Genomic DNA, 20,002 nt, shown 5'->3' with positions numbered 1-20,002 from the left:
TTCCACTCCGCGGCGTCGTTGGTGCCGAGCATGATGACGACGATCTGCGGGTTCCAGCGCGTCGCCTGGACGAACGCCCGCGTGCCCCGGTAGGGGAGCGCCCCGTTCTCGCGGAGCGTCGCGCCGCTCACGCCGAAGTTGCGAACCTCGTAGCCGCCGCCCAGCATCCCTCCCAGTCGCGCGGGGTAGCAGTCCCGCCCCCGGTTCCACAGGCCGAGCCCGTAGGTGATGCTGTCGCCCACGCACGCGACTCGCGTCCGGCCCCCGTTCGGCCCGGGCGGCGCCTCGCCGGTCCGCCCGCACGAGATGACGGCCAGGGCCGGAACGGCGGCGAGATACGCAAGGTGCCGTTTCATCCCCGTCTGCGCTCCCCGGATGCACGCGCGCCCCGCCTGTCTGCGCGGAAGATCGTCCTCACGCCGTACAGGATACCGTACGCCGCATCCGGGGGGCAACCGCCGTCCTGAGACAGGTCTTGCGCGCAGTGCCGGAACGGCGCGTCTCCCGCACACGACCTCCAGTAACGTCATAAGGTTTATGTGAGTATTGGGGGCGGACCACGATAATTCGTTGCGGGAGTAGATGGTGCGACTATTCTGGTCCCTAAAAGGGCCTTAGAAGCGATTTCGGGGCCCGAAAATCGCTTCTACGCATTCCCGGGCGGGAGCGCCGACCCAACGCTCGAGGCCGTAACCCGGGTCATTCGTGTTGCTGATCGCGAGGCGATTCGCCCCGCACGATTCGCCATGCAACTCATCTCCGTCGAACCACTGCGGAATCGTTCAGACACGTCATCGCGAGGAGCGCAGCGACGAGGCAATCTCGACTCAAATTGACTGATGGATCTGTTACACGCTGTTTTGACCCCCAAACATCGCTTCTAAGGCCCTTTTCAGGGCATTTTTCGGCATAACGCATTCCGGCACAATACAATATCGTGGTCCGACCCCAATACCACAGGCCGCATCTCCCACCATGAAGACAAGGTCTGCCTGTCAGGATCGAACTCCCACACACTGCGTCTCGTTCGTGGCACGGTATCCTCTCCTTTCTTTCCTGCCCGATTGAACCGGAGAGGATACCTTTGTTGTCTCCTTGTCACCTTACCCTTTTCACCCCCCTTCCGGGGACTCCTTCCTCCTTTATGCATACACTACGTTACGCTGCCCCCCCTCCCCGAAACCGCCCTCGTTCCCGCCGCCGTCCGGGTTCCGGGTGCGGGGGGATCCGGATCCGGCGCCTCGGACCGCCCCCCTCCGTCCCCAGTATTTTTCGTGCAGGCCCGCCCTCCTGTGCGCTATACTACCTTCCGCCGGAGAGGCCCGCATGCCCGACGCAGATCAGCTCGCACGCCTCGAGGAGCGGCTGGGATACCGTTTCAAAAAACGCGCGCTCCTGCTCGAGGCGCTCTCTCACTCGTCGTACGCGCACGAGCGGGGCGGCGGGGATGCGCCGAGCAACGAGCGGATGGAGTTTCTGGGCGACTCGGTGCTGGGGCTGGTCATCACCCGGCACCTGTACGGCCGCTACCGCAGGCGACACGAGGGCGAGCTGACGCTGATGCGGTCGGTGCTCGTGAGCCGCGACTCGCTCGCCGGCGTCGCCGCCGAAGTCGGGCTCGGCGCGCACCTGTTCCTCGGGAAGGGGGAGGCGGCCGGCGGCGGGCGGGAGAGGAGCTCGAACCTCGCCAACGCCCTTGAGGCCGTCATCGCGGCGATCTACCTCGACGGGGGGATCGAGGCCGCGCGCCGCGTCACCTCGGCGTTGTTCAGCGGGCTCCTGGCGCGGATCGATTCGACGCGCGACCGCCTGAACTACAAGAACATGCTCCAGCAGTACGGGCAGGAGCGGGGGCAGGGGTCTCCGCGGTACGTCCTCCTGTCGAGCCGCGGCCCGCAGCACCGAAAGACGTTCGAGGTCGAGGCGCGCCTCGGCGGCGTGCCGCTGGGGCGCGGGGCGGGACCGAACAAGAAGGCGGCGGAGCAGGAGGCCGCCAGGGCGGCGCTGGCGGCCGTCGGGGCGCGCGTCGCCGACGGCACTCCGCGGGCGCCCGGAAAGGTTGCCGATGGTCGCGTTCACCGTGCTGTTCTTTCTGCTGCTCCTATCGGTGATGACCGCCGTGGCGATCCTGGCGGCGCTGAAGACGGTGGACTTCTTCGACGCAAGCAGAGAGTTCTACCGCCGGACGGAACGACTCGAGGAGCGGCTGGAGGAGATCATCCGCCTTCTCGAGAAAAGCGGAGAAAAGAGGGAATGATGCCTGGAACGGACAGGAAGGGGCGCGGCGCGAAGGGTTCCCGCGGCGCGTCGCCGCGGATGCGCCATGAGGCGGTCACGAAGGGGCTCGAGCGGATGCCGCACCGCGCGCTCCTCTTCGCCACGGGGCTCGGGAGGGGCGATCTCGAGAAGCCGTTCATCGGCGTCGCGACCGCCTGGAACGACCTCATCCCCGGCCACACGCACCTGCGCGGCCTCGAGCGCTTCATCGAGCGCGGAATCTGCGCGGCGGGCGGCGTGCCGTTCTTCTTCGGGATCCCGGGCGTCTGCGACGGCATCGCGATGGGGCACGCCGGGATGCGCTACTCGCTCCCGCTCCGCGAGCTGATCGCGGATTCGGTGGAGTGCGTGGCGACGGCGCACGCCTTCGACGGGCTCGTGCTTCTGACGAACTGCGACAAGATCACCCCCGGGATGCTGATGGCGCTGATGCGCCTCGACCTCCCCGGCGTCGTCGTCACCGGGGGGCCGATGCTCGCCGGCGACTGGGCGGGCAAGAAGCTCACCCTGGTCCAGGACACCTTCGAGGCGATCGGACGCTTCAAGGCGGGAAAGATCGACGAGAAGGAATTGCGCGAGATCGAGATCCGGGCCTGCCCGGGCCCCGGCTCCTGCCAGGGGATGTACACGGCGAACACGATGGCGTGCCTGACCGAAGCGATGGGCCTGTCGCTGCCCGGCTGCGCCGCCGCGCCGATCGTCGCGGCGGAGAAGTGCCGCATCGCCCAGCAGAGCGGCGAGCGGGCGGTCGCCCTCGCGCGCGCGGGAACCGGCGCGCGCAGCATCGCTCGTCTCCCCGCTTTCATGAACGCCATCCGCGTCGACATGGCGCTCGGGGGCTCGACGAACACCGTCCTGCACCTGCCCGCCATCGCCCACGAGGCGGGGGTGAACCTCCCGCTCTCCCTGTTCGACCGGATCTCGAAGTCCACCCCGCACCTGGCGAGCATGCAGCCCGGGGGGAACTGGTGCATGGAGGACCTGCACCGGGCGGGCGGGATCCCGGCGGTCCTCTCCGTCCTGGCCCCGATGCTCGAGGAGAGTCCCACGGCGGACGGCCGCGGGATCCTCGAGATCGCCCGCCTCGGCGTCGTGCGGGACCCGGCGGTGATCCGGCCGCTCGCCGATCCGGTCGGCCCCGAGGGCGGCATCGCGGTCCTGTCGGGGAACCTCGCCCCAGACGGCGCCGTGGTCAAGCAGAGCGCGGTCAAGCCCGCGCTTAGGCGCTTCACCGGCCGCGCCGCGGTCTTCGACGGCGAGGAGGAGGCGATGAAGGCCGTGATGGAACGGAAGATCAAGCCGGGGACGGTCATCGTCGTGCGCTACGAGGGGCCGAAGGGGGGCCCCGGGATGCGGGAGATGCTCTCCCTCACCGCCGCCATCGTCGGCCTCGGGCTCGCCGACGACGTCGCCCTCGTCACCGACGGCAGGTTCTCGGGCGGCACGAAGGGCCCCTGCATCGGGCACGTCTCCCCGGAGGCGATGGAGGGGGGGCCGATCGCCGCCGTGCGCGACGGCGACCGGATCGAGATCGACATGCCGCGGCGCTCCCTGAAGGTCGCCCTCGGCGACCGGGAGATGGCCGCCCGGCTGAAGGCGTGGAAATCCCCCGCCCCGAAGGTGCGGACCGGCTACCTCGCGCGGTACGCGCGGTCCGTCACCTCCGCCGCGACGGGGGCGATCTGCAGGTAACGCGGACGGGGAACCAGTGATGAAAGGATGCGACATCGTCGTCGACGCGCTGCTCCGGGAGAAGGTCGAGGTCCTGTTCGGGTACCCCGGCGGCATGGTTATGGACATCTTCGACTCGCTCTACGAGTCGCCGATCAGGTTCATCCTCACCCGGCACGAGCAGGCCGCGGCGCACGCCGCCGACGGCTACGCCCGCGCCTCGGGCAAGGTGGGCGTCTGCCTCGCCACCTCGGGCCCCGGGGCGACCAACCTCGTGACGGGGATCGCGACCGCCGCGATGGACTCGGTCCCGCTCGTGGCGCTCACCGGCCAAATACCGACGCCGATGATCGGAAACGACGCCTTCCAGGAGGCGGACATCGTCGGCATCACGAGGCCGATCACCAAGCATAACTACCTCGTGGACCGGATCGAGGACCTACCGCGGATCCTCAAGGAGGCGTTCGTCATCGCCTCGACCGGCCGCCCGGGGCCGGTCCTCGTCGACCTGCCGAAGGATATCCAGAGGGCCGAGACCGCCGTCCCCTACCCCGCCACGATCGAGCTCCGCGGCTACAAGCCGACCTACGAGGGGCACCCGCAGCAGATCAAGCGCGCGGCGGCGGAGATCTCGAAGGCGAAGCGACCCATCATGTACGTCGGCGGCGGCGCGATCACCTCGGGGGCCGACAAGGAGGTCACCGCCCTCGCCGTCAAGGCCGGCATCCCGGTCACCACCACCCTGATGGGGCTCGGGGCGTTCCCCGAGACGCACGAGCTCTCCCTGGGGATGCTCGGGATGCACGGGACGGTGTACGCGAACTACGCGATCGCGGAGGCCGACCTGATCGTCGCCATCGGGGCCCGCTTCGACGACCGGGTCACCGGCAAACTCTCCACCTTCGCCACCCACGCGCGGATCATCCACATCGACATAGACCCGGCCTCCGTCCACAAGAACGTCAAGGTCGACGTCCCGATCGTGGGCGACGTGAAGCAGGTCCTTCGCGAGCTCGTCAAGATCGTCAAGCGGTGCGACGACGCGGAGTGGCTGGCGAAGATCGAGGAGTGGAAGAAGAAGCACCCGCTCAGCTACCGGCGCAAGGACGGGCTCAAGCCGCAGTTCGTCATAGAAAAGCTCCGGGAGCTGACGGGGGGGGAGGCGATCATCGCGACCGACGTCGGGCAGCACCAGATGTGGGCGGGGCAGTACTGCAAGATCGTCAAGCCGCGGACCTTCATCTCCTCCGGCGGGCTCGGGACGATGGGCTACGGCTTCCCCGCGGGGCTCGGGGCGCAGGCGGCGTTCCCGAAGCGGCTCGTCGCGGTCATCTCGGGAGACGGGAGCTTCCAGATGAACATCCAGGAGCTCGCCACCGCCGTGGAGAACGACCTCCCGGTCAAGGTCCTCATCCTGAACAACCACTACCTCGGGATGGTCCGGCAGTGGCAGCAGCTCTTCTACAAGAAGCGCTACTCGGCCACCTGCCTCGCCCGGAACGCCATGTGCCCGAAGGTCTGCGACGGCACGGCGGGCAAGTGTCCGCCGTACGTCCCCGATTTTGTCAAGGTCGCCGAGGCGTACGGGGCCGTCGGGATGCGCGTGGGGTCGGAGAAGGAGGTTGCCCCCTCCCTCCGCGAGGCGTTTAAGATACGGAAACCGGTCGTCATCGATTTCCAGGTCGCACACGAGGAGAACGTCTTCCCGATGGTCCCCGCCGGAGCATCCGTGAAGGAAATGATCCAGGGGGCGGAGCTGGTGTAGATCAGCCGTAAGCTGCAAGCTCTACGCTTACGGCATGCGGCTTACAACTTGCAGCGTGCTGTGCTACACTTTTCGCCCGGTGGGCGCGACATGAAACATACGATCAGCGTGCTGGTGGAGAACAAGTTCGGGGTCCTCGCCAGGATCGCGGGGCTCTTCAGCGGCCGCGGCTACAACATCGACAGCCTTTCCGTGGCCGAGACGATGGACCCGACCGTCTCCCACATGACCATCGTCGCGCACGGCGACGACCGGGTCATCGAGCAGATCACGAAGCAGCTCAACAAGCTCGTCGACGTCATCAAGGTGCAGGAGTACGAGCCCGACGAGGCGCTCGAGCGGGAGCTCGTGCTCGTGAAGGTGCACTCGAACGCGCACACGCGCCCGGAGGTGATGCAGATCGTCAACATCTTCCGCGGCAAGATCGTCGACGTGGGCCACACCTGCGTCACGGTGGAGCTCACCGGAACTGGGGACAAGGTCGAGGCGCTCCTCGACCTCCTCAAGCCGTTCGGGATCAGGGAGCTCGTCCGGACCGGCAAGATCGCAATCGCGAGGAACTGAACCAGCACTGCGCGGCGCGCGCACGGCGGATCGGGGCGTGCCGCGTACAGCCAACAGGAGGGCGCCATGGCCACGATGTACTACGACAAGGATGCGGACCCGAAAGTCATCGCCGGGAAGACGATCGCCGTGCTGGGCTACGGCAGCCAGGGACACGCCCAGGCGCAGAATCTGCGCGACAGCGGCGTCAAGGTGATCGTGAGCGAGCTCGAAGGGACGCCGAACCACGCGCAGGCGGTGAAGGACGGCTTCAAGCCCGTCAGCGCGGCCGAGGCCGCGAAGAAGGCCGAGATCGTCCATTTCCTGCTCCCCGACGAGGTGCAGGCGAAGGTCTACCAGGAGGATGTCCGGCCCGCCCTGCGGAAGGGGATGGCGCTCGCGTTCTCGCACGGCTTCAACATCCACTTCGGCCGCATCGTTCCGCCGAAGGACGTGGACGTGTACATGGTCGCCCCGAAGGGCCCCGGCCACCTCGTGCGCCGGGTCTTCACCGAGGGGAGGGGCGTCCCCTGCCTTGTCGCCGTGCATCAGGACGCCACCAAGAAGGCCAAGAAGCTCGCCCTCGCCCACGCGCGCGGCATCGGCGGCACCCGGGCCGGGGTCATCGAGACGACCTTCGGGGAGGAGACGGAGACCGACCTGTTCGGCGAACAGTGCGTCCTCTGCGGCGGGCTGACCGAACTGATCCGCGCCGGATTCGACACCCTCGTCGAGGCCGGGTACCAGCCCGAGATCGCCTACTTCGAGTGCCTCCACGAGATGAAGCTGATCGTGGACCTGATGTACGAGAACGGGATCCAGAACATGCGCTACTCGATCAGCGACACCGCCGAGTACGGCGACGTTACCCGGGGCCCGCGCGTCATCACGGCCGAGACGCGGCAGGAGATGAAGCGCATCCTCGCCGAGATCCAGGACGGGAGGTTCGCCCGCGAGTGGATCCTCGAGAACATGGCCGGGCGCCCGGTCTACAAGGCGCTCGTCCGCAAGGGGAAGGCGCACCTGATCGAGAAGGTCGGGACGCGGCTCCGCGGCATGATGTCCTGGCTCGACAAGAAGTGATATAGGCAGCCGTACGCTGCACGCTCTACGCCTGCAGCTCATTGCAGCGTACGGCGTGCGGCTACACCATATGACCGAACGGCTTATCGTCTTCGACACGACGCTGCGCGACGGCGAGCAGTGCCCCGGCGCGAGCCTGAACGAGCGCGAGAAGGTGGAGATCGCGCTCCAGCTCGCGCGGCTGGGCGTCGACGCCATCGAGGCCGGGTTCCCGGTCGCCTCGCCCGGCGACTTCGAGGCGGTCCGGGCGATCGCCGCCGCGGTGAAGGGGCCGATCATCGCGGGCCTCTCCCGCGCGCTCCCCAAGGACATCGAGGCCGCCGCCCGCGCCCTCGAGAAGGCGAAGCGCCCGCGGATCCACGTCTTCCTCGCCACCTCGGGGATACACCGCCGCTACAAGCTGAAGAAGGCGAAGGGGGAGATTTTGAAGCTGGCCGCCGGCGCCGTGCGCCTCGCGCGGAGATACGTCGACGACATCGAGTTCTCCCCCGAGGACGCGTCGCGGACCGAGCCGGCGTTCCTGGCCGAGGTCGTCGAGGCGGTGATCGCCGCGGGAGCGGGCACCGTCAACATCCCCGACACCGTCGGCTACTCGATGCCGGGGGAGTTCGGGCGGCTCGTCCGCTACCTCCGGGAGCACGTCCCCTCGATCGACAAGGCGGTCCTGAGCGTCCACTGCCACAACGACCTCGGCCTCGGGGTCGCGAACTCGCTCGCCGCCATCGTGAACGGGGCGCGGCAGGTCGAGTGCACGATCAACGGCATCGGGGAGCGGGCGGGGAACGCCTCCCTCGAGGAGATCGTGATGGCCGTCCGCACCCGCCCCGACATCTACCGGGTCTCCACCGGCGTCGTCACGCGCCAGATATGGAACACGAGCCGCCTCGTCAGCCGACTCACCGGGATGCCGGTGCAGCCCAACAAGGCGGTCGTCGGCGACAACGCCTTCGCGCACGAGTCGGGGATACACCAGGACGGGATGCTGAAGAACCGGCGCACCTACGAGATCATGACGCCCGAGTCGGTCGGCTGGCGCGGCACCTCGATGGTGATGGGGAAGCACTCGGGAAGCCACGCATTCGCCGAGCGGCTCAAGCAGCTCGGCCACGTCCTCCCGCCGAAGGAGTTCGAGCGGGCGTTCCGGGCGTTCAAGGAGCTCGCCGACAAGAAGAAGGCCGTCTTCGACGATGACCTCCTCGCCCTCATCGACGACCAGATCTCCGCCATACCCGAGGAGTTCCGGCTGGACTACATCAGCATCTCGAGCGGGAACAAGACCCTCCCGACCGCGACCATCCGCCTGCGGCGCGGCGACAAGCTCCTCCAGGACGCGGCCTGCGGCGACGGCCCGGTGGACGCGGCGATGCAGACCATCCGGCGCATCACAAAGATCGAGGGGCGGCTCGCCGACTACTCGCTGCGCGCCGTCACCGGCGGCACCGACGCCCTCGGCGAGGTCACCGTCAAGGTGTCGTGCGGCCGGTTCACGGAGACGGGGCGCGGCACCAGCACCGACGTCATCGAGGCGAGCGCCAAGGCGTATCTGAACGCACTCAACCGGATCCTCTGGCGCCGCCGCCAGAGGAAAGCGCGGGCCGCGGCGCCCCGCTTCTGACCCTTTCGGCCGCCGCGCGGCGCGCGGCACCCGCCGGGCGCGCCTTCGGCGGGAACGGGTCGAGGCGCGCGACATCCACGCGGAGAGGCGGCGGCGTCTCAACCAGGTCAGGCAGATGCTCTCACTCCTCGTGTTCGTGCTCGGCGCAGTCGTCGGGAGTTTCCTGAACGTCTGCATCCACCGGCTCCCGCGCGAAGAGTCGATCGTCTCCCCGCCGTCGCACTGCCCGCGCTGCCGGACGCCGGTCAGGCCGTACGACAATGTCCCCCTCCTCTCCTGGCTCCTCCTCCGCGGGCGCTGCCGCGCCTGCGGCGGTTCCATCTCCCCGCGCTACTTCGCCGTGGAGCTCCTCACGGCGTGCCTCTTCCTCGGGCTCTTCCGTTTCCGCGCCGATCCGGTCTTCCTCGCCGTCGCCCTCGCCTTCGCCTCGAGTCTCGTCGTCGTCTTCTTCGTGGACCTCGAGCACCAGATCATCCCCGACGAGATCAGTCTCGGCGGGATCGGCTTCGGCATCCTGGCGAGCATCGCGTGCCCCGCCCTCCACTCCTCCGTCGCCGGCACGCCGCTCCTCGGGCGCTTCGTCGCCGCCGCGGCGGCGCGGCTGCCCCTCCTTCCGGACGCGTCCGCACGCGCCCTCGTCAGCGCCCTCCTCGGCATCGCGGTCGGCGGCGGGCTCTTCTGGCTCATCCGCCTCGTCAGCGGGATGCTCTACGGCGAGGAGGCGATGGGTTTGGGCGACGTCAAGCTGATGGCGTACTTCGGAGCGCTCCTCGGCCCCGTCCCCGTCCTGCTCGCGACCTTCTTCGCCTCCCTCGCCGGCTCCGTCACCGGGCTCCTGCTCATCGGCGCGAGGAAGGCCGATCTCAAGTCGAGACTGCCGTTCGGGCCGTTCCTCTGCCTCGGCGCCTTTGTCGCCTTCCTCTGGGGCGGGCGCCTGATCGGCTGGTACCTCGGTATGCTGCGGTGAACCGCCATGCCCGGCGGCCACGCCCCCGGGCGCCTCGTCCGCGCGGACGGTGCGACGCCGCCACACCGGGGCGGGGGCGCGCGTCTCCATGTTCCCGGAGAAGGCGCGACGTGGATTTTTACATTTCCGTGACAATTCAGGCCCCTGGCGATGCGATAAGACAACTATGATCCGTGCATCCATGCGCCGACTCCGCACCGGGATACCACCACGCCTCTTCCTCCCGGCGTTCCTCGCCGCCCTGCTCGCGGCGTCTTCCGCATCCGCCCAGACGCGGTACATGCGGGTCTGGTACATCCAGTACGTCCCGGAGGGCTCCTCCTCCACCTACGGCGACTGCCAGTACTACGAGTTCCCCGGCGAGGACGGCGTCCTGGACACCGACGACGACCGGAACCTGTTGATCGACGGGGGGCGCGGCGGGTACCGTTACCAGGTTCTCTTCCCCTTCCTGGACGGGAAGATAGGCCCCGGGGGGACGCTTTGGTTCATGGCGCTCTCCTCCGCCGGCGAAGACCACTACGACGGTCTTCGGTACGTGGTAGACCGGTACCAGGTGAAGAACTTTTACCAGAATCTCCGCTGGCCCACGGAAGCCAAGGGGGGCTACGACGACCTGATGAAAAAGCTCGACGCCGAGGGGTGCGGCCCCAACTCCGCCCCCGGGCACTACTTCGAGGTCGACGCCGGCGACCATCTGAGCGGACCGCGCTGCACGATCGGACCGAACGACCATCCGTACGGGTTCGACCCGTATGTCGAGGACAGGGTGCTCGCCGCGCTGCGGGGGTTCCCTTCGGGGGACGACAACGCCTACGCGCTGGTGCACCAGATCCGGTGCGGGGAGAGCGTCTTCCTCAGCGGGGGGGACGCATACTGGGGCGGCGCCGAGAGCGGGATACTGGACGAAAACGCCGCCTACTCGTATCCCGGCGCCGCCGGCGAACTGGCCGACACGGATTTCTACAAGGTCCACCATCACGGGAGCAACAGCTCGAGCGGGCAGCGGTTCGCGGACGCGATGGGGGCCGCCTACGCGGTCGTCCAGGTTGCATACGGGTGGGGAGGAGAGGGGTCGCACGCGCAGCCGGCAGCCGGATCGCTGCACAGGCTCTGGAACGCGGGGACGATCGTCTACCGCAACGACCTCGACGGAACGGTGCTGGTGACCTGCGACAGCGAGGGGAACTACGACATCACGCGCGCGCGCGCCTACGTCGACGAGGAGACCACGCCCGGCGCCTCGGGGTTTCTCGTCTCCCCGCCCCCCGGCATCCCCCAGAACCTGCGCGTCACGGACTCCGGGCCGTCGTTCGCGGAGTTGGACTGGGACGACGTGGCGGGGGCGTACGGGTACGACGTCTACCGCTCCGCGATTTCGAACGGGGACCCGGGCGGCGGAAGGCACGCGAATCCCGGCTGCGACGCCACGGGGATCTACGAGCGGATCAATTCGGCGCACGTCGCGGAGTCCCGCTACACCGACACCACCGTCCGGCCGGGGACGGCGTACTACTACCGCGTGTCGTCGACGAAGGTCCACGAGGCATCGGGACTCCGGGTCTGCTACGAACGGCGCTACTCGAACGAGGCGGCGAGACTCGTACCCACCCCCACCCCTTCCCCGACCGCCGAGCCGACGCCGACGCCCGCTCCGTTCCCCACCGCCGAGCCGACGCCGGGGCGTCCGTCGGGCGTCGAGCTGACCGCGAACGCCGCCGCCTTCAGGCCCGGGGCGCCCATCGCGCTCGACGGCAGACTCACGATCTCGGTATGGATGCGCATCGACGCCTACCTGGTCGCCGACACCGCGCGCGGGCTGTTCAGCATCCTCCCCGGCGGGCGCATCCTGCCGGGGATCGCACCGTTGGCCGCCGGCGTGCCGCATCTCGACGCGCCGATGGGGATCCGGCTCCTGGACGGCCTCCCGTGCCCGGAGGGTCTGGAGGGGCCTCTCTGGATCCACCTCGTGCTCCTGGAGGCCGGTAGGATGCCGCCGGTGCGCAGCCTCGCGGAGCTCTACGAGGGGGTCCCGCACGTCGTCACCCTGCACACGGTGACGCTGACGATCCTCCCCTGATTCCTCCTGAAAGGATCCCGGAATCAGGGTTCTTCGAATCGCCCGCATGCGCCCGGTTCGATGTAGTATAATTCGCCCGGGGGATCGGATGGTGAACGCACCTCGTCTCATGCGGGCGGCCTGTCCCGCCCCCGTCTCCGCGGCTCCGCGGCTCGGCGGCGTGCGCGACGAGGCGGGAGGCGGTTCGTGACACCGCGCGGCCTCTCCCCGGCGGCCGGCGCGCCCAGGACGAAACGGCTGCCGTTCCTCTTCTTCCTCTTCGTGCTCCTCCCCGCCGTCCCCCTCGCCTGGCTCGCCCTGAAGGCGGTCTACGGGAGCCGGGAACCGATCGCGGCCGAGATCAACGCCCACCTCGCGCAGGTGGGGGAGCGGGCGGTCCGCATCCTGACGCGGCCTGTGCTCGACTGCGAACCGGAGTTCTCGCGGCGCGCCCGCCCTGGCCTCTCCCCCGACCTTCTCCCCTCCGCCGTCGCCGCGAGCCGGAGCGCCTGCCCGTACGTAACCGACGTATTCATCCTCGACCGGCGGCTGAGGCCGCTCTACCCGTTCCGGGAACCGGCGGAGCGCACCGGCGACATCCTCTTCGGCGCGCGCCCCGACGAGCGGATCGCGGGCTACTCGCGCGCGATGCGCGCCGGGAGCGCGCAGGAGTTCGTCGCCGGCGACCCCGGCGCGGCGCTGCGCGACTACCGCACCGCGGCGCGGGAGGCGGGGAACCCGCAGACGCAGGCGATCGCCCTGCTCTCCGAGGCGCGCTGCAACCTCAAGGCCGGGAACTTCGCGGAGGCGTTCGACCGCTACCGGGAGATCCTCGCGCGGGCCGGCGAGGGGGTCTCCTACCACGGACTCTCGCTGCGACTGCTCGCGATGGCGGGGGCCGCGGACGCGGCGCGTCGGGCGGGGAACGCGGCGGAGGCGGCGGAGCGTTTCTTCGCCATCCTGCACGGGCTCGCGGCGGGGGAACTCGCGGGCAGCGTCCATGAGGCCGCGTTCTACGTCTCGATGGTCAGGGATCTCCGCGGCGAGCTCGCGGCCGCCGGCGCGGAGGCGCCCGCCCCCGCGCGGTTCGACGCCGTCCTGCGCGACTGGGACGTGACGAAACGCGCGGCGCTGGCGATGGAGCGGCTGCGGGAGCGGTTCGGGCCCGACCTCGGGCGCGTCGCGGAGGAGGGGGCGGGCGGATACCGCATGCTCTCGCGGACAAGCGGCGGCGAGGAGACGCTCGCGGCGTGCGGCACGATCGCCCTGGAGGGGCAAGCGGAGCCCGCCGTGCTCGTGGCGGTGCTCGACGCGCGGGGGCTCAGGGAGAGGATGCGCGACATTCTCCGCGACACGGTCGCGTCGGGACCGGACGTGAACCTCGCCCTCATGGACGCCGAGGGGAACGCGTTCGCCGGGCGCGGAGACCCCGGAAACGATTCGCCGCACGTGCGCACGCAGTCCCTCGCGCCGGTCTTCCCCGCATGGCGCCTCCGCCTCGCCTACCGGAAGGACGGCCTTCTCTACGAGCTCGCCTCGCGGGAGCGGAGGACCCGAACCGTCTACAGCTCCCTGCTCCTCCTGATCATCCTGATGGGGCTCTCCCTCACCTACTGGCTCGTCACCAAGGACAGCGAGCTCGCGCGCCTCAAGAGCGAGTTCGTCTCACGCGTCTCCCACGAGCTTCGGACCCCCCTCTCGACCATACGGGCGGTCGGGGAGATGCTGGAGATGGGCGCCGTCTCAAGCCGGGAGAAGGAGAAGGAGTATTTTACCTTCATCACCTCGGAGGGGCAGCGCCTCTCTCGCCTGATCGACAACGTCCTCGACTTCTCGCGGATCGGGGCGGGCAAACGGGCCTACACCCTCCGCCCCGCGGACCTCGGGAAGACGGTCGCCTCCACCGTGCGCGCCTTCCGGCAGTACGTGCAGCCGGAGGGGATCGAGATCGTCTACGAGGCGGACCCGGTCATCCCCCGCGTTCCCGCGGACGAGGACGCGCTGAGCCAGGCGCTGCTGAACCTGCTGGACAACGCCGTGAAGTTCTCCCCCGGGGAGAAGGCGGTGCGCGTCGAGCTCCGGCGGCAGGTCGGCGAGGTGCTGATCCGGGTCTCCGACCGCGGGATCGGCATCGCCCCCGGGGATCTGGAGAAGATCTTCTTCCAGTTCTACCGCGTGGACGAGGGCCGGAAAGTCGCCCGCAAGGGGGCGGGGATCGGGCTCTCCATCGTCAAACACATCGCCGAGGCGCACGGGGGGCGCGTGGAGGTGGAGAGCGACCTCGGCGCGGGGAGCGTCTTCACCATCGTGATACCGGTGCCGGCGGAACCGGCCGGCTGAACCCGCGCACCGCGGGGGGCGCGCGGCACACGCGCCCCCGCGGGGAGGCGCCGCCCGGAAGGGAGGGGTCGATGGAACGGATACTGATCGTGGACGACGAGAAGAAACTGCTGCGGAGCCTCGAGGATTTCTTCTCCACGCAGGGGTACGAGGTGCTCTGCGCCACGCGCGGCGACGAGGCAATCAAGATCGCCCTGGAGAAGGCCCCCGACCTGTTGATCCTCGACATCATGCTCCCCGACATCAGCGGCTACGACGTCTGCCGGCAGGTCAAGGCGAAGCTCCCCTCCGCGCGCGTGATCATGCTCTCGGCCAAGGGGGAGGAGATGGACAAGGTGCTGGGGCTCGAGCTCGGCGCCGACGACTACATGACCAAGCCGTTCGGCGTCCGCGAGCTCCTCGCGCGCGTGCGGACGCTCGCGCGGCGCGGGGAGTCGAAGCCCGACGAGATCGCCCGCTACGTCATCGGCGACGCCACGATCGACCTCAAAGGATTCCAGGTCGTCCGGGGGGGGAAGGCGACGCCCCTCACCGCGATGGAGGCAAAGATCATCCGGTACCTGATCGCCCACCGCAACGACGTGGTGACGCGGGAGAAGCTCCTCGACGAGATCTGGGGCTACGACGTCTACCCGACCACCCGCACGGTCGACAATCTGATCCTGAAGCTCCGCAAGAAGATCGAGAAGAACCACAACACCCCCCGCGTGCTGCTCACCGTCTACGGCGCGGGGTACAAGTTCATCGGCTGAGGGGGACAGGATGCGGGTGCCGGCGCGGGAGACGGAGCGGATCGCGGCGGGATCCCCCGGGGAGGTGGAATGAGAGCGGGCGCACGGCTTCCCGTTTTCTTGTGCGCGGTTTCCGCCTGGGCGGCCCCCCTCGCGGCGGCCGCCGCCCCCGCGGACCCGGCGCCCCGCGTCCTCTACTACCGGGGACTCTACGAGGAGATCGCGCGCGGCGACCTCGAGGCCGCGATCGCCGCCTACCGGCGCCTCCGCGACGGCCTGCCGCCCGGCAACGAGCTCTCCTCGGAGGCGCTCATCCGCGAGGGGATCTGCCTGGAGAAGATGGGCCGGGACGAGGAGGCGCTCTCCTGCTACGACCAGGCGATCTCCCAATCGCCCGACAGCGCCGCCGTCGTGGAGAAGGCGTTCAGCGAGATGGCGATCTTCTTCTCGAGGCCGGCGATGGTGCACGCGAGGGACAAGGAGCTCGACGCCCTCCGGGAGGAGGCCGCCCGGTGCATCGAGAAGGGCGACCACGCGGGGGCGCGGGACCTGTTCCGCAGGGCGCTCCTGATCGACCCGGACAACCACGCCCTGCAGCTCAAGATGGCCGCCTCCTCCACGCGGATCGGCAACCACCGGGAGGCGGCGTTCTACTACGCCCTCGCGGCCGGCTCCGAGCAGCTCAGGAACGACCCGCGGTTCCTGCGCGAGCTCACCGACTGCTATCGCCTCCTCGGGGAGTACGAACCCGCCATCAAGCTCTGGCGCGCCTACCTCGCCGGGGAGGCGCTCGACGAGCGGCAGCGGAAGCGCGCCCTCTGGGAGATCGAGCTGCTCCTCGAGGCCGGCGAAAGGGCGGACCAGGCCCCGCCCCCGCACGCCCTGGAGGAGCTGCTCGCCGCGGGGGAGGCGCGGTCGAGGGCGGAGAACTACGCGGAGGCCGTCGCCGTCTACGCGAAGGCGGGGTGGCGCTTCCCCGCCTCCCACATCCCCACCCTGCGCCTCGGCGTCCTCTGCGATTACCTGCTCGAGGACGACGGGAAATTCGCATGGACCGTCGTCCTCGGGCGCGGGTACCGGCGGGGGGGGAGGGAGGAGATCGCGGCCTCCTTCTACGAGAGGACGATCGACAAGGCGCCGCTCGTCACCGCCCAGCGGCTGCGCTGCCGCCTCGCCGTGCTCTACGAATCCCTCGACGACCTGGAGAAGGCGGCCTACCATATGGCCCAGTACTTCTCCCGCAGCATCCGCCCGGTCGAGGACGACGGCGTCCTCGCCGACCGGATCCGGAAAAAGCGGATGCACGACCGCATCCGCCGCATGCGCGAGAAGGAGTGAGCGGCGCGGCGCCCCCCGAAGGAGCCGCCCCGGCCCCCGCGCGGGGAAGAGGAATTCCGGTTGCCCCGGCGGCGCTTCCCGGCGTACCATGAATGCGGGGAGGGGGCGCGATGGACGAGCTCGAGGCGCTGGCCGCGCTCGCGATGACGGAGGGGCTCGGGCCGGTCACGGTCAGGCGGCTCGTCCGCTCGTTCGGTTCCGCCGCCGCGGCCCTGGCGGCCGGCGCGGGGGCGCTGGCCCGCATCGACGGGATCGGGCCCGCCCTCGCCGCGCGGGCCGCCGCCGCGCGCTCCTCCGGCGCCGCCGCGCGGGAACTGGAGACGGCCCGGCGGATGGGGGTCTCGGTCATCCCGTTCACCGATCCCTCCTACCCGGAGTGTCTCGCCCAGATCTACGACCCCCCGGTGCTCCTCTACGCGCGGGGGACGGTCCTGAAGGCGGACCGGCACGCGATCGCCGTCGTCGGCGCGCGGCGCTGCTCGCAGTACGGCCTCGTCCACGCGGAGCGCCTCGCCGGGCAGATCGCCGGCGTGGGCATGACCGTGGTCAGCGGGATGGCGCGGGGGATAGACACCGCCGCGCACAGGGGGGCGCTCAAGGCGGGGGGCAGGACGATCGCGGTCCTCGGGAGCGGCCTCGGGCGCATCTACCCCCCGGAGAACCGGAAACTCGCCGACGAGATCGCCGCCTCCGGGGCGGTGCTCTCCGAGTTCCCCCTCTCGACGGGGCCCCAGCGGACGAACTTCCCGCTCAGGAACCGCGTCATCAGCGGCCTCTCCCTGGGCGTGCTCGTGGTCGAGGCGGCGCGCAGGAGCGGCTCGCTCATCACCGCCGCCCAGGCGCTCGAGCAGGGCCGCCTGGTCTTCGCGATGCCCGGCCGCATCGACTCGTTCGCTTCGCGCGGCGCGCACGCGCTCCTGAAGGAGGGCGCCCGGCTGGTGGAGTCGGTCGAGGACGTCTGCGCGGAGTTCCCCTACCTGTTTCCCGACCGTGTGCCGTCCCCGGAGGAGGCCGGCCCCGACCGCCCCAAACCCCGCATCGGCCCCCGGGAGGAGGCCGTCCTCGCCAGTCTCGGCGCCGAGGAGCGCTCCATCGACGAAATCACCGCCGCCTGCGGTCTCCCCCCGGCGGCCGTCTCCGCGGCGCTCCTCTCCCTCGAACTCAAGCACCTCGCCAACCAGCTGCCCGGCAAGATGTTCCGGAAGGCCTGCTGAGCGCCGGGGGAGAATATCCTTTACATCGCGCGCGCGGCCGCGTGTATAATCGTTCCTCTTCTGAGAAGGGCGCCCTCGCCGCCGCGAGGAGAGGGGGCGGCGGCGCGGCTGCGCACGGATCGAAGCATGCGCCAGGATCCGCCGAGATCCGCGGCGGGGCGCGGGGGGTCCGTGCCTCTGCGGCGCCGTTGAATCCGTGGTGATGCCATGTCCAGATCGCTCGTCATCGTCGAGTCGCCCGCGAAGTCCAAGACGATCAACAAGATCCTCGGGAAGCGTTACACGGTGCTGGCCTCGATGGGCCACGTGCGCGACCTCCCGAAGAGCCGGATCGGCGTGGACATCGAGCACGGCTTCGAGCCCACCTATATCGTCCCCCTCAAGAGCAGGAAGACCGTCACCGCGCTCAAGAAGGCCGCGCGCGGGGCGGATGCGGTCTACCTCGCGCCCGATCCCGACCGCGAGGGGGAGGCGATCGCCTGGCACCTCCAGGAGGCGCTCAAGGGCTCGGCGAAGAGGTTCCTCCGCGTCACGTTCAACGAGATCACCACCGAGGCGATCCGGGGCGCCTTCGCCGCGCCCGCGGAGGTGGATCTGAAGAAGGTGGAGTCGCAGCAGGCGCGCCGCATCCTCGACCGTATCGTCGGCTACACCCTGAGCCCCCTCCTCTGGAAGAAGGTGGGACGGGGACTGAGCGCGGGGCGGGTGCAGTCGGTCGCGGTCAAGCTCATCTGCGACCGCGAGGCGGAGATCAGGGCGTTCACACCGACGGAGTACTGGACGATCGAGGCGTCGCTGAAGAAGACGGCGGGGGGCGGCGGGCCGTTCACGGCGCGCCTCGCGAAAATCGACGGGGCGAAGGCGGAGATCCCCGACGGCGCCCGCGCCGCCGCGATCGTGGAGGACGCCTCGAAACGCCCGTTCTCGGTCGCCTCGGTCGAGGAAAAGGAGCGCCGCCAGCGCCCCTCCCCCCCGTTCATCACCAGCACCCTCCAGCAGGCGGGCGTGAACCGTCTGCACTGGCCCGTCGCCAAGACGATGAAGGTCGCCCAGCAGCTCTACGAGGGGCTCGACGTCGGGACGAAGGGAACGGTCGGCCTCATCACCTATATGCGGACCGACTCGACGCGGATCGCGGCCACGGCGCAGGAGGAGGCGCTGCGGTTCATCCGGGAGCGCTACGGCGACGCCTACGCCCCGACCAAACCCAACCGCTACGCCTCGCGCAAGGGGGCGCAGGAGGCGCACGAGGCGATCCGCCCCACCTCGGCCGGGCGCACCCCCGAGGACCTGAAACCGCACCTCAGCCGCGAGCAGCACGCCCTCTACCGCCTCGTCTGGGAGCGGTTCATCGCGAGCCAGATGGCGCCGGCGGTGATGAAGAAGGTCGAGGTCGGCGTCGCGGCGGGGCCGTACCTGTTCAGGGCCGCGGACACGAAGGTGGTCTTCGACGGGTACCTCAAGGTGGCGGGCGCGCCGCCCCGGGACGAGGAGGAGACGCCGCTCCCGCCGCTCGCCCCCGGCGAACCGCTGGCGCTCGTCTCGCTCGCCCCCTCCCAGCACTTCACGAAACCGCCGCCCCGCTACACGGAGGCGACGCTCATCAGGGCGCTCGAGGAGAACGGGATCGGGAGGCCCAGCACGTACGCCCCCACCATCTTCACCATCCGGAAGCGCGCGTACGTGGGGAAGGAGGGGGGGCGGCTCTTCCCGACCCCGCTCGGCGAGCTGGTAAACGGCCTCCTCGTCAGGTGGTTCCCCGAGTTGATCAACGTGGAGTTCACCGCCAGGATGGAGGACGAGCTCGACGAGATCGAGTCGGGGACGATCCCCTGGACCCGGGTGCTCCGCGAGTTCTACGAACCGTACACGGCGTCCCTGTCGAAGGCGCAGAGCGGGATGGAGACCCTCAAGAAGGCCCCCGAGCCCACCTCCGCGGTCTGCGACTGCGGCCACCCGATGGTCATCCGGCATACCCTGAAGGGGCACTTCCTCGCCTGCGCGGACTTCCCGCGGCACCGGTGCATCAAGAGGATCGAGATGCGCGAGGACGGGAGCTTCACGATACTGGAGCCGGTCGTCCTGGACGAGAAGTGCCCCCGCTGCGGCCGGCCCCTGATGGAGCGGCACGGGAAATACGGCCCGTTCACCGCCTGCAGCGGCTACAAGGCCCATTGCCGCTACGTCAAACCCGACTCCACCGGCATCCGATGCCCGATGCCCGGCTGCGGGGGCGAGATCATTCGGAAACGGGGGCGCGGCCGTTCGGTCTTCTACGGCTGCAGCAACTATCCCGACTGCGCGTTCCGCCCCAAGAACCTCGACGGGCTCGAGGGCGCGCCGAAACCGCCCGCGGAGGACGGCGGAAGGCCGGAGCGGGAACGTTGACGCGCCGCCGC

General features: G+C 69.7%; 13 protein-coding genes and 1 pseudogene. 13 read left to right on the top strand and 1 reads right to left on the bottom strand.

All coding sequences use genetic code 11. From position 1 onward, the window contains the following. Positions 1–356: hypothetical protein (locus tag GXY35_07815; protein ID NLW94479.1), on the bottom strand; the 356-nt coding region annotated here is incomplete at its 3' end. Between the two features lie 970 nt (positions 357–1,326). Between GXY35_07815 and rnc the strand changes: the two are divergent. The 13 genes and pseudogenes from rnc to topA all read left to right on the top strand — a co-directional run bounded on the left by rnc (position 1,327) and on the right by topA (position 19,991). Beyond that, positions 1,327–2,016: pseudogene (gene rnc / locus GXY35_07810) on the top strand (ribonuclease III). 300 nt (positions 2,017–2,316) lie between these two features. Continuing rightward, the gene (gene ilvD, locus GXY35_07805; protein ID NLW94478.1) at positions 2,317–3,969 is read left to right on the top strand and encodes a dihydroxy-acid dehydratase; all 1,653 of its coding nucleotides are present in this window, start codon (positions 2,317–2,319) and stop codon (positions 3,967–3,969) included. Between the two features lie 19 nt (positions 3,970–3,988). Beyond that, a complete protein-coding gene (ilvB, locus tag GXY35_07800) occupies positions 3,989–5,713 on the top strand; it encodes a biosynthetic-type acetolactate synthase large subunit (GenBank protein ID NLW94477.1) in 1,725 nt (574 codons plus the stop codon). Between the two features lie 90 nt (positions 5,714–5,803). Continuing rightward, entirely contained in the window at positions 5,804–6,277 is a 474-nt protein-coding gene (ilvN, locus tag GXY35_07795) for an acetolactate synthase small subunit (protein NLW94476.1), read from the top strand. 66 nt (positions 6,278–6,343) lie between these two features. Continuing rightward, entirely contained in the window at positions 6,344–7,339 is a 996-nt protein-coding gene (gene ilvC / locus GXY35_07790; protein ID NLW94475.1) for a ketol-acid reductoisomerase, read from the top strand. A gap of 70 nt (positions 7,340–7,409) precedes the next feature. Further along, complete coding sequence (locus tag GXY35_07785; protein ID NLW94474.1) at positions 7,410–8,954, top strand: 2-isopropylmalate synthase; 1,545 nt, start codon at positions 7,410–7,412, stop codon at positions 8,952–8,954. A gap of 115 nt (positions 8,955–9,069) precedes the next feature. Then, positions 9,070–9,921: a prepilin peptidase gene (locus GXY35_07780; protein NLW94473.1), complete on the top strand. Its 852-nt coding sequence runs from the start codon at positions 9,070–9,072 to the stop codon at positions 9,919–9,921. A gap of 181 nt (positions 9,922–10,102) precedes the next feature. After that, positions 10,103–12,001, top strand: coding sequence for a hypothetical protein (locus GXY35_07775; protein ID NLW94472.1), 1,899 nt, complete (start codon positions 10,103–10,105; stop codon positions 11,999–12,001). Positions 12,002–12,187: 186 nt separating this feature from the next. Next, positions 12,188–14,320: a HAMP domain-containing histidine kinase gene (locus tag GXY35_07770; protein NLW94471.1), complete on the top strand. Its 2,133-nt coding sequence runs from the start codon at positions 12,188–12,190 to the stop codon at positions 14,318–14,320. A 71-nt stretch (positions 14,321–14,391) separates the two neighbouring features. Further along, positions 14,392–15,072 (top strand): response regulator transcription factor, encoded by a 681-nt coding sequence (locus tag GXY35_07765; protein NLW94470.1) that lies wholly within the window; start codon positions 14,392–14,394, stop codon positions 15,070–15,072. A gap of 69 nt (positions 15,073–15,141) precedes the next feature. Then, on the top strand, positions 15,142–16,389 hold the full coding sequence (locus tag GXY35_07760) for a tetratricopeptide repeat protein (protein NLW94469.1): 1,248 nt from the start codon (positions 15,142–15,144) through the stop codon (positions 16,387–16,389). Between the two features lie 143 nt (positions 16,390–16,532). After that, on the top strand, positions 16,533–17,603 hold the full coding sequence (gene dprA, locus GXY35_07755; GenBank protein NLW94468.1) for a DNA-protecting protein DprA: 1,071 nt from the start codon (positions 16,533–16,535) through the stop codon (positions 17,601–17,603). Between the two features lie 207 nt (positions 17,604–17,810). Then, positions 17,811–19,991 carry a type I DNA topoisomerase gene (topA, locus tag GXY35_07750; GenBank protein ID NLW94467.1) on the top strand — a complete coding sequence of 727 codons (2,181 nt, stop codon included), beginning with the start codon at positions 17,811–17,813 and terminating at the stop codon, positions 19,989–19,991. Positions 19,992–20,002: the final 11 nt, after the last annotated feature.

The organism is Chlamydiota bacterium, from assembly GCA_012729785.1.
GTDB lineage: Bacteria > Auribacterota > Tritonobacteria > UBA1439 > UBA1439 > UBA1439.
This window is presented reverse-complemented; position numbering and strand designations above follow the sequence as displayed.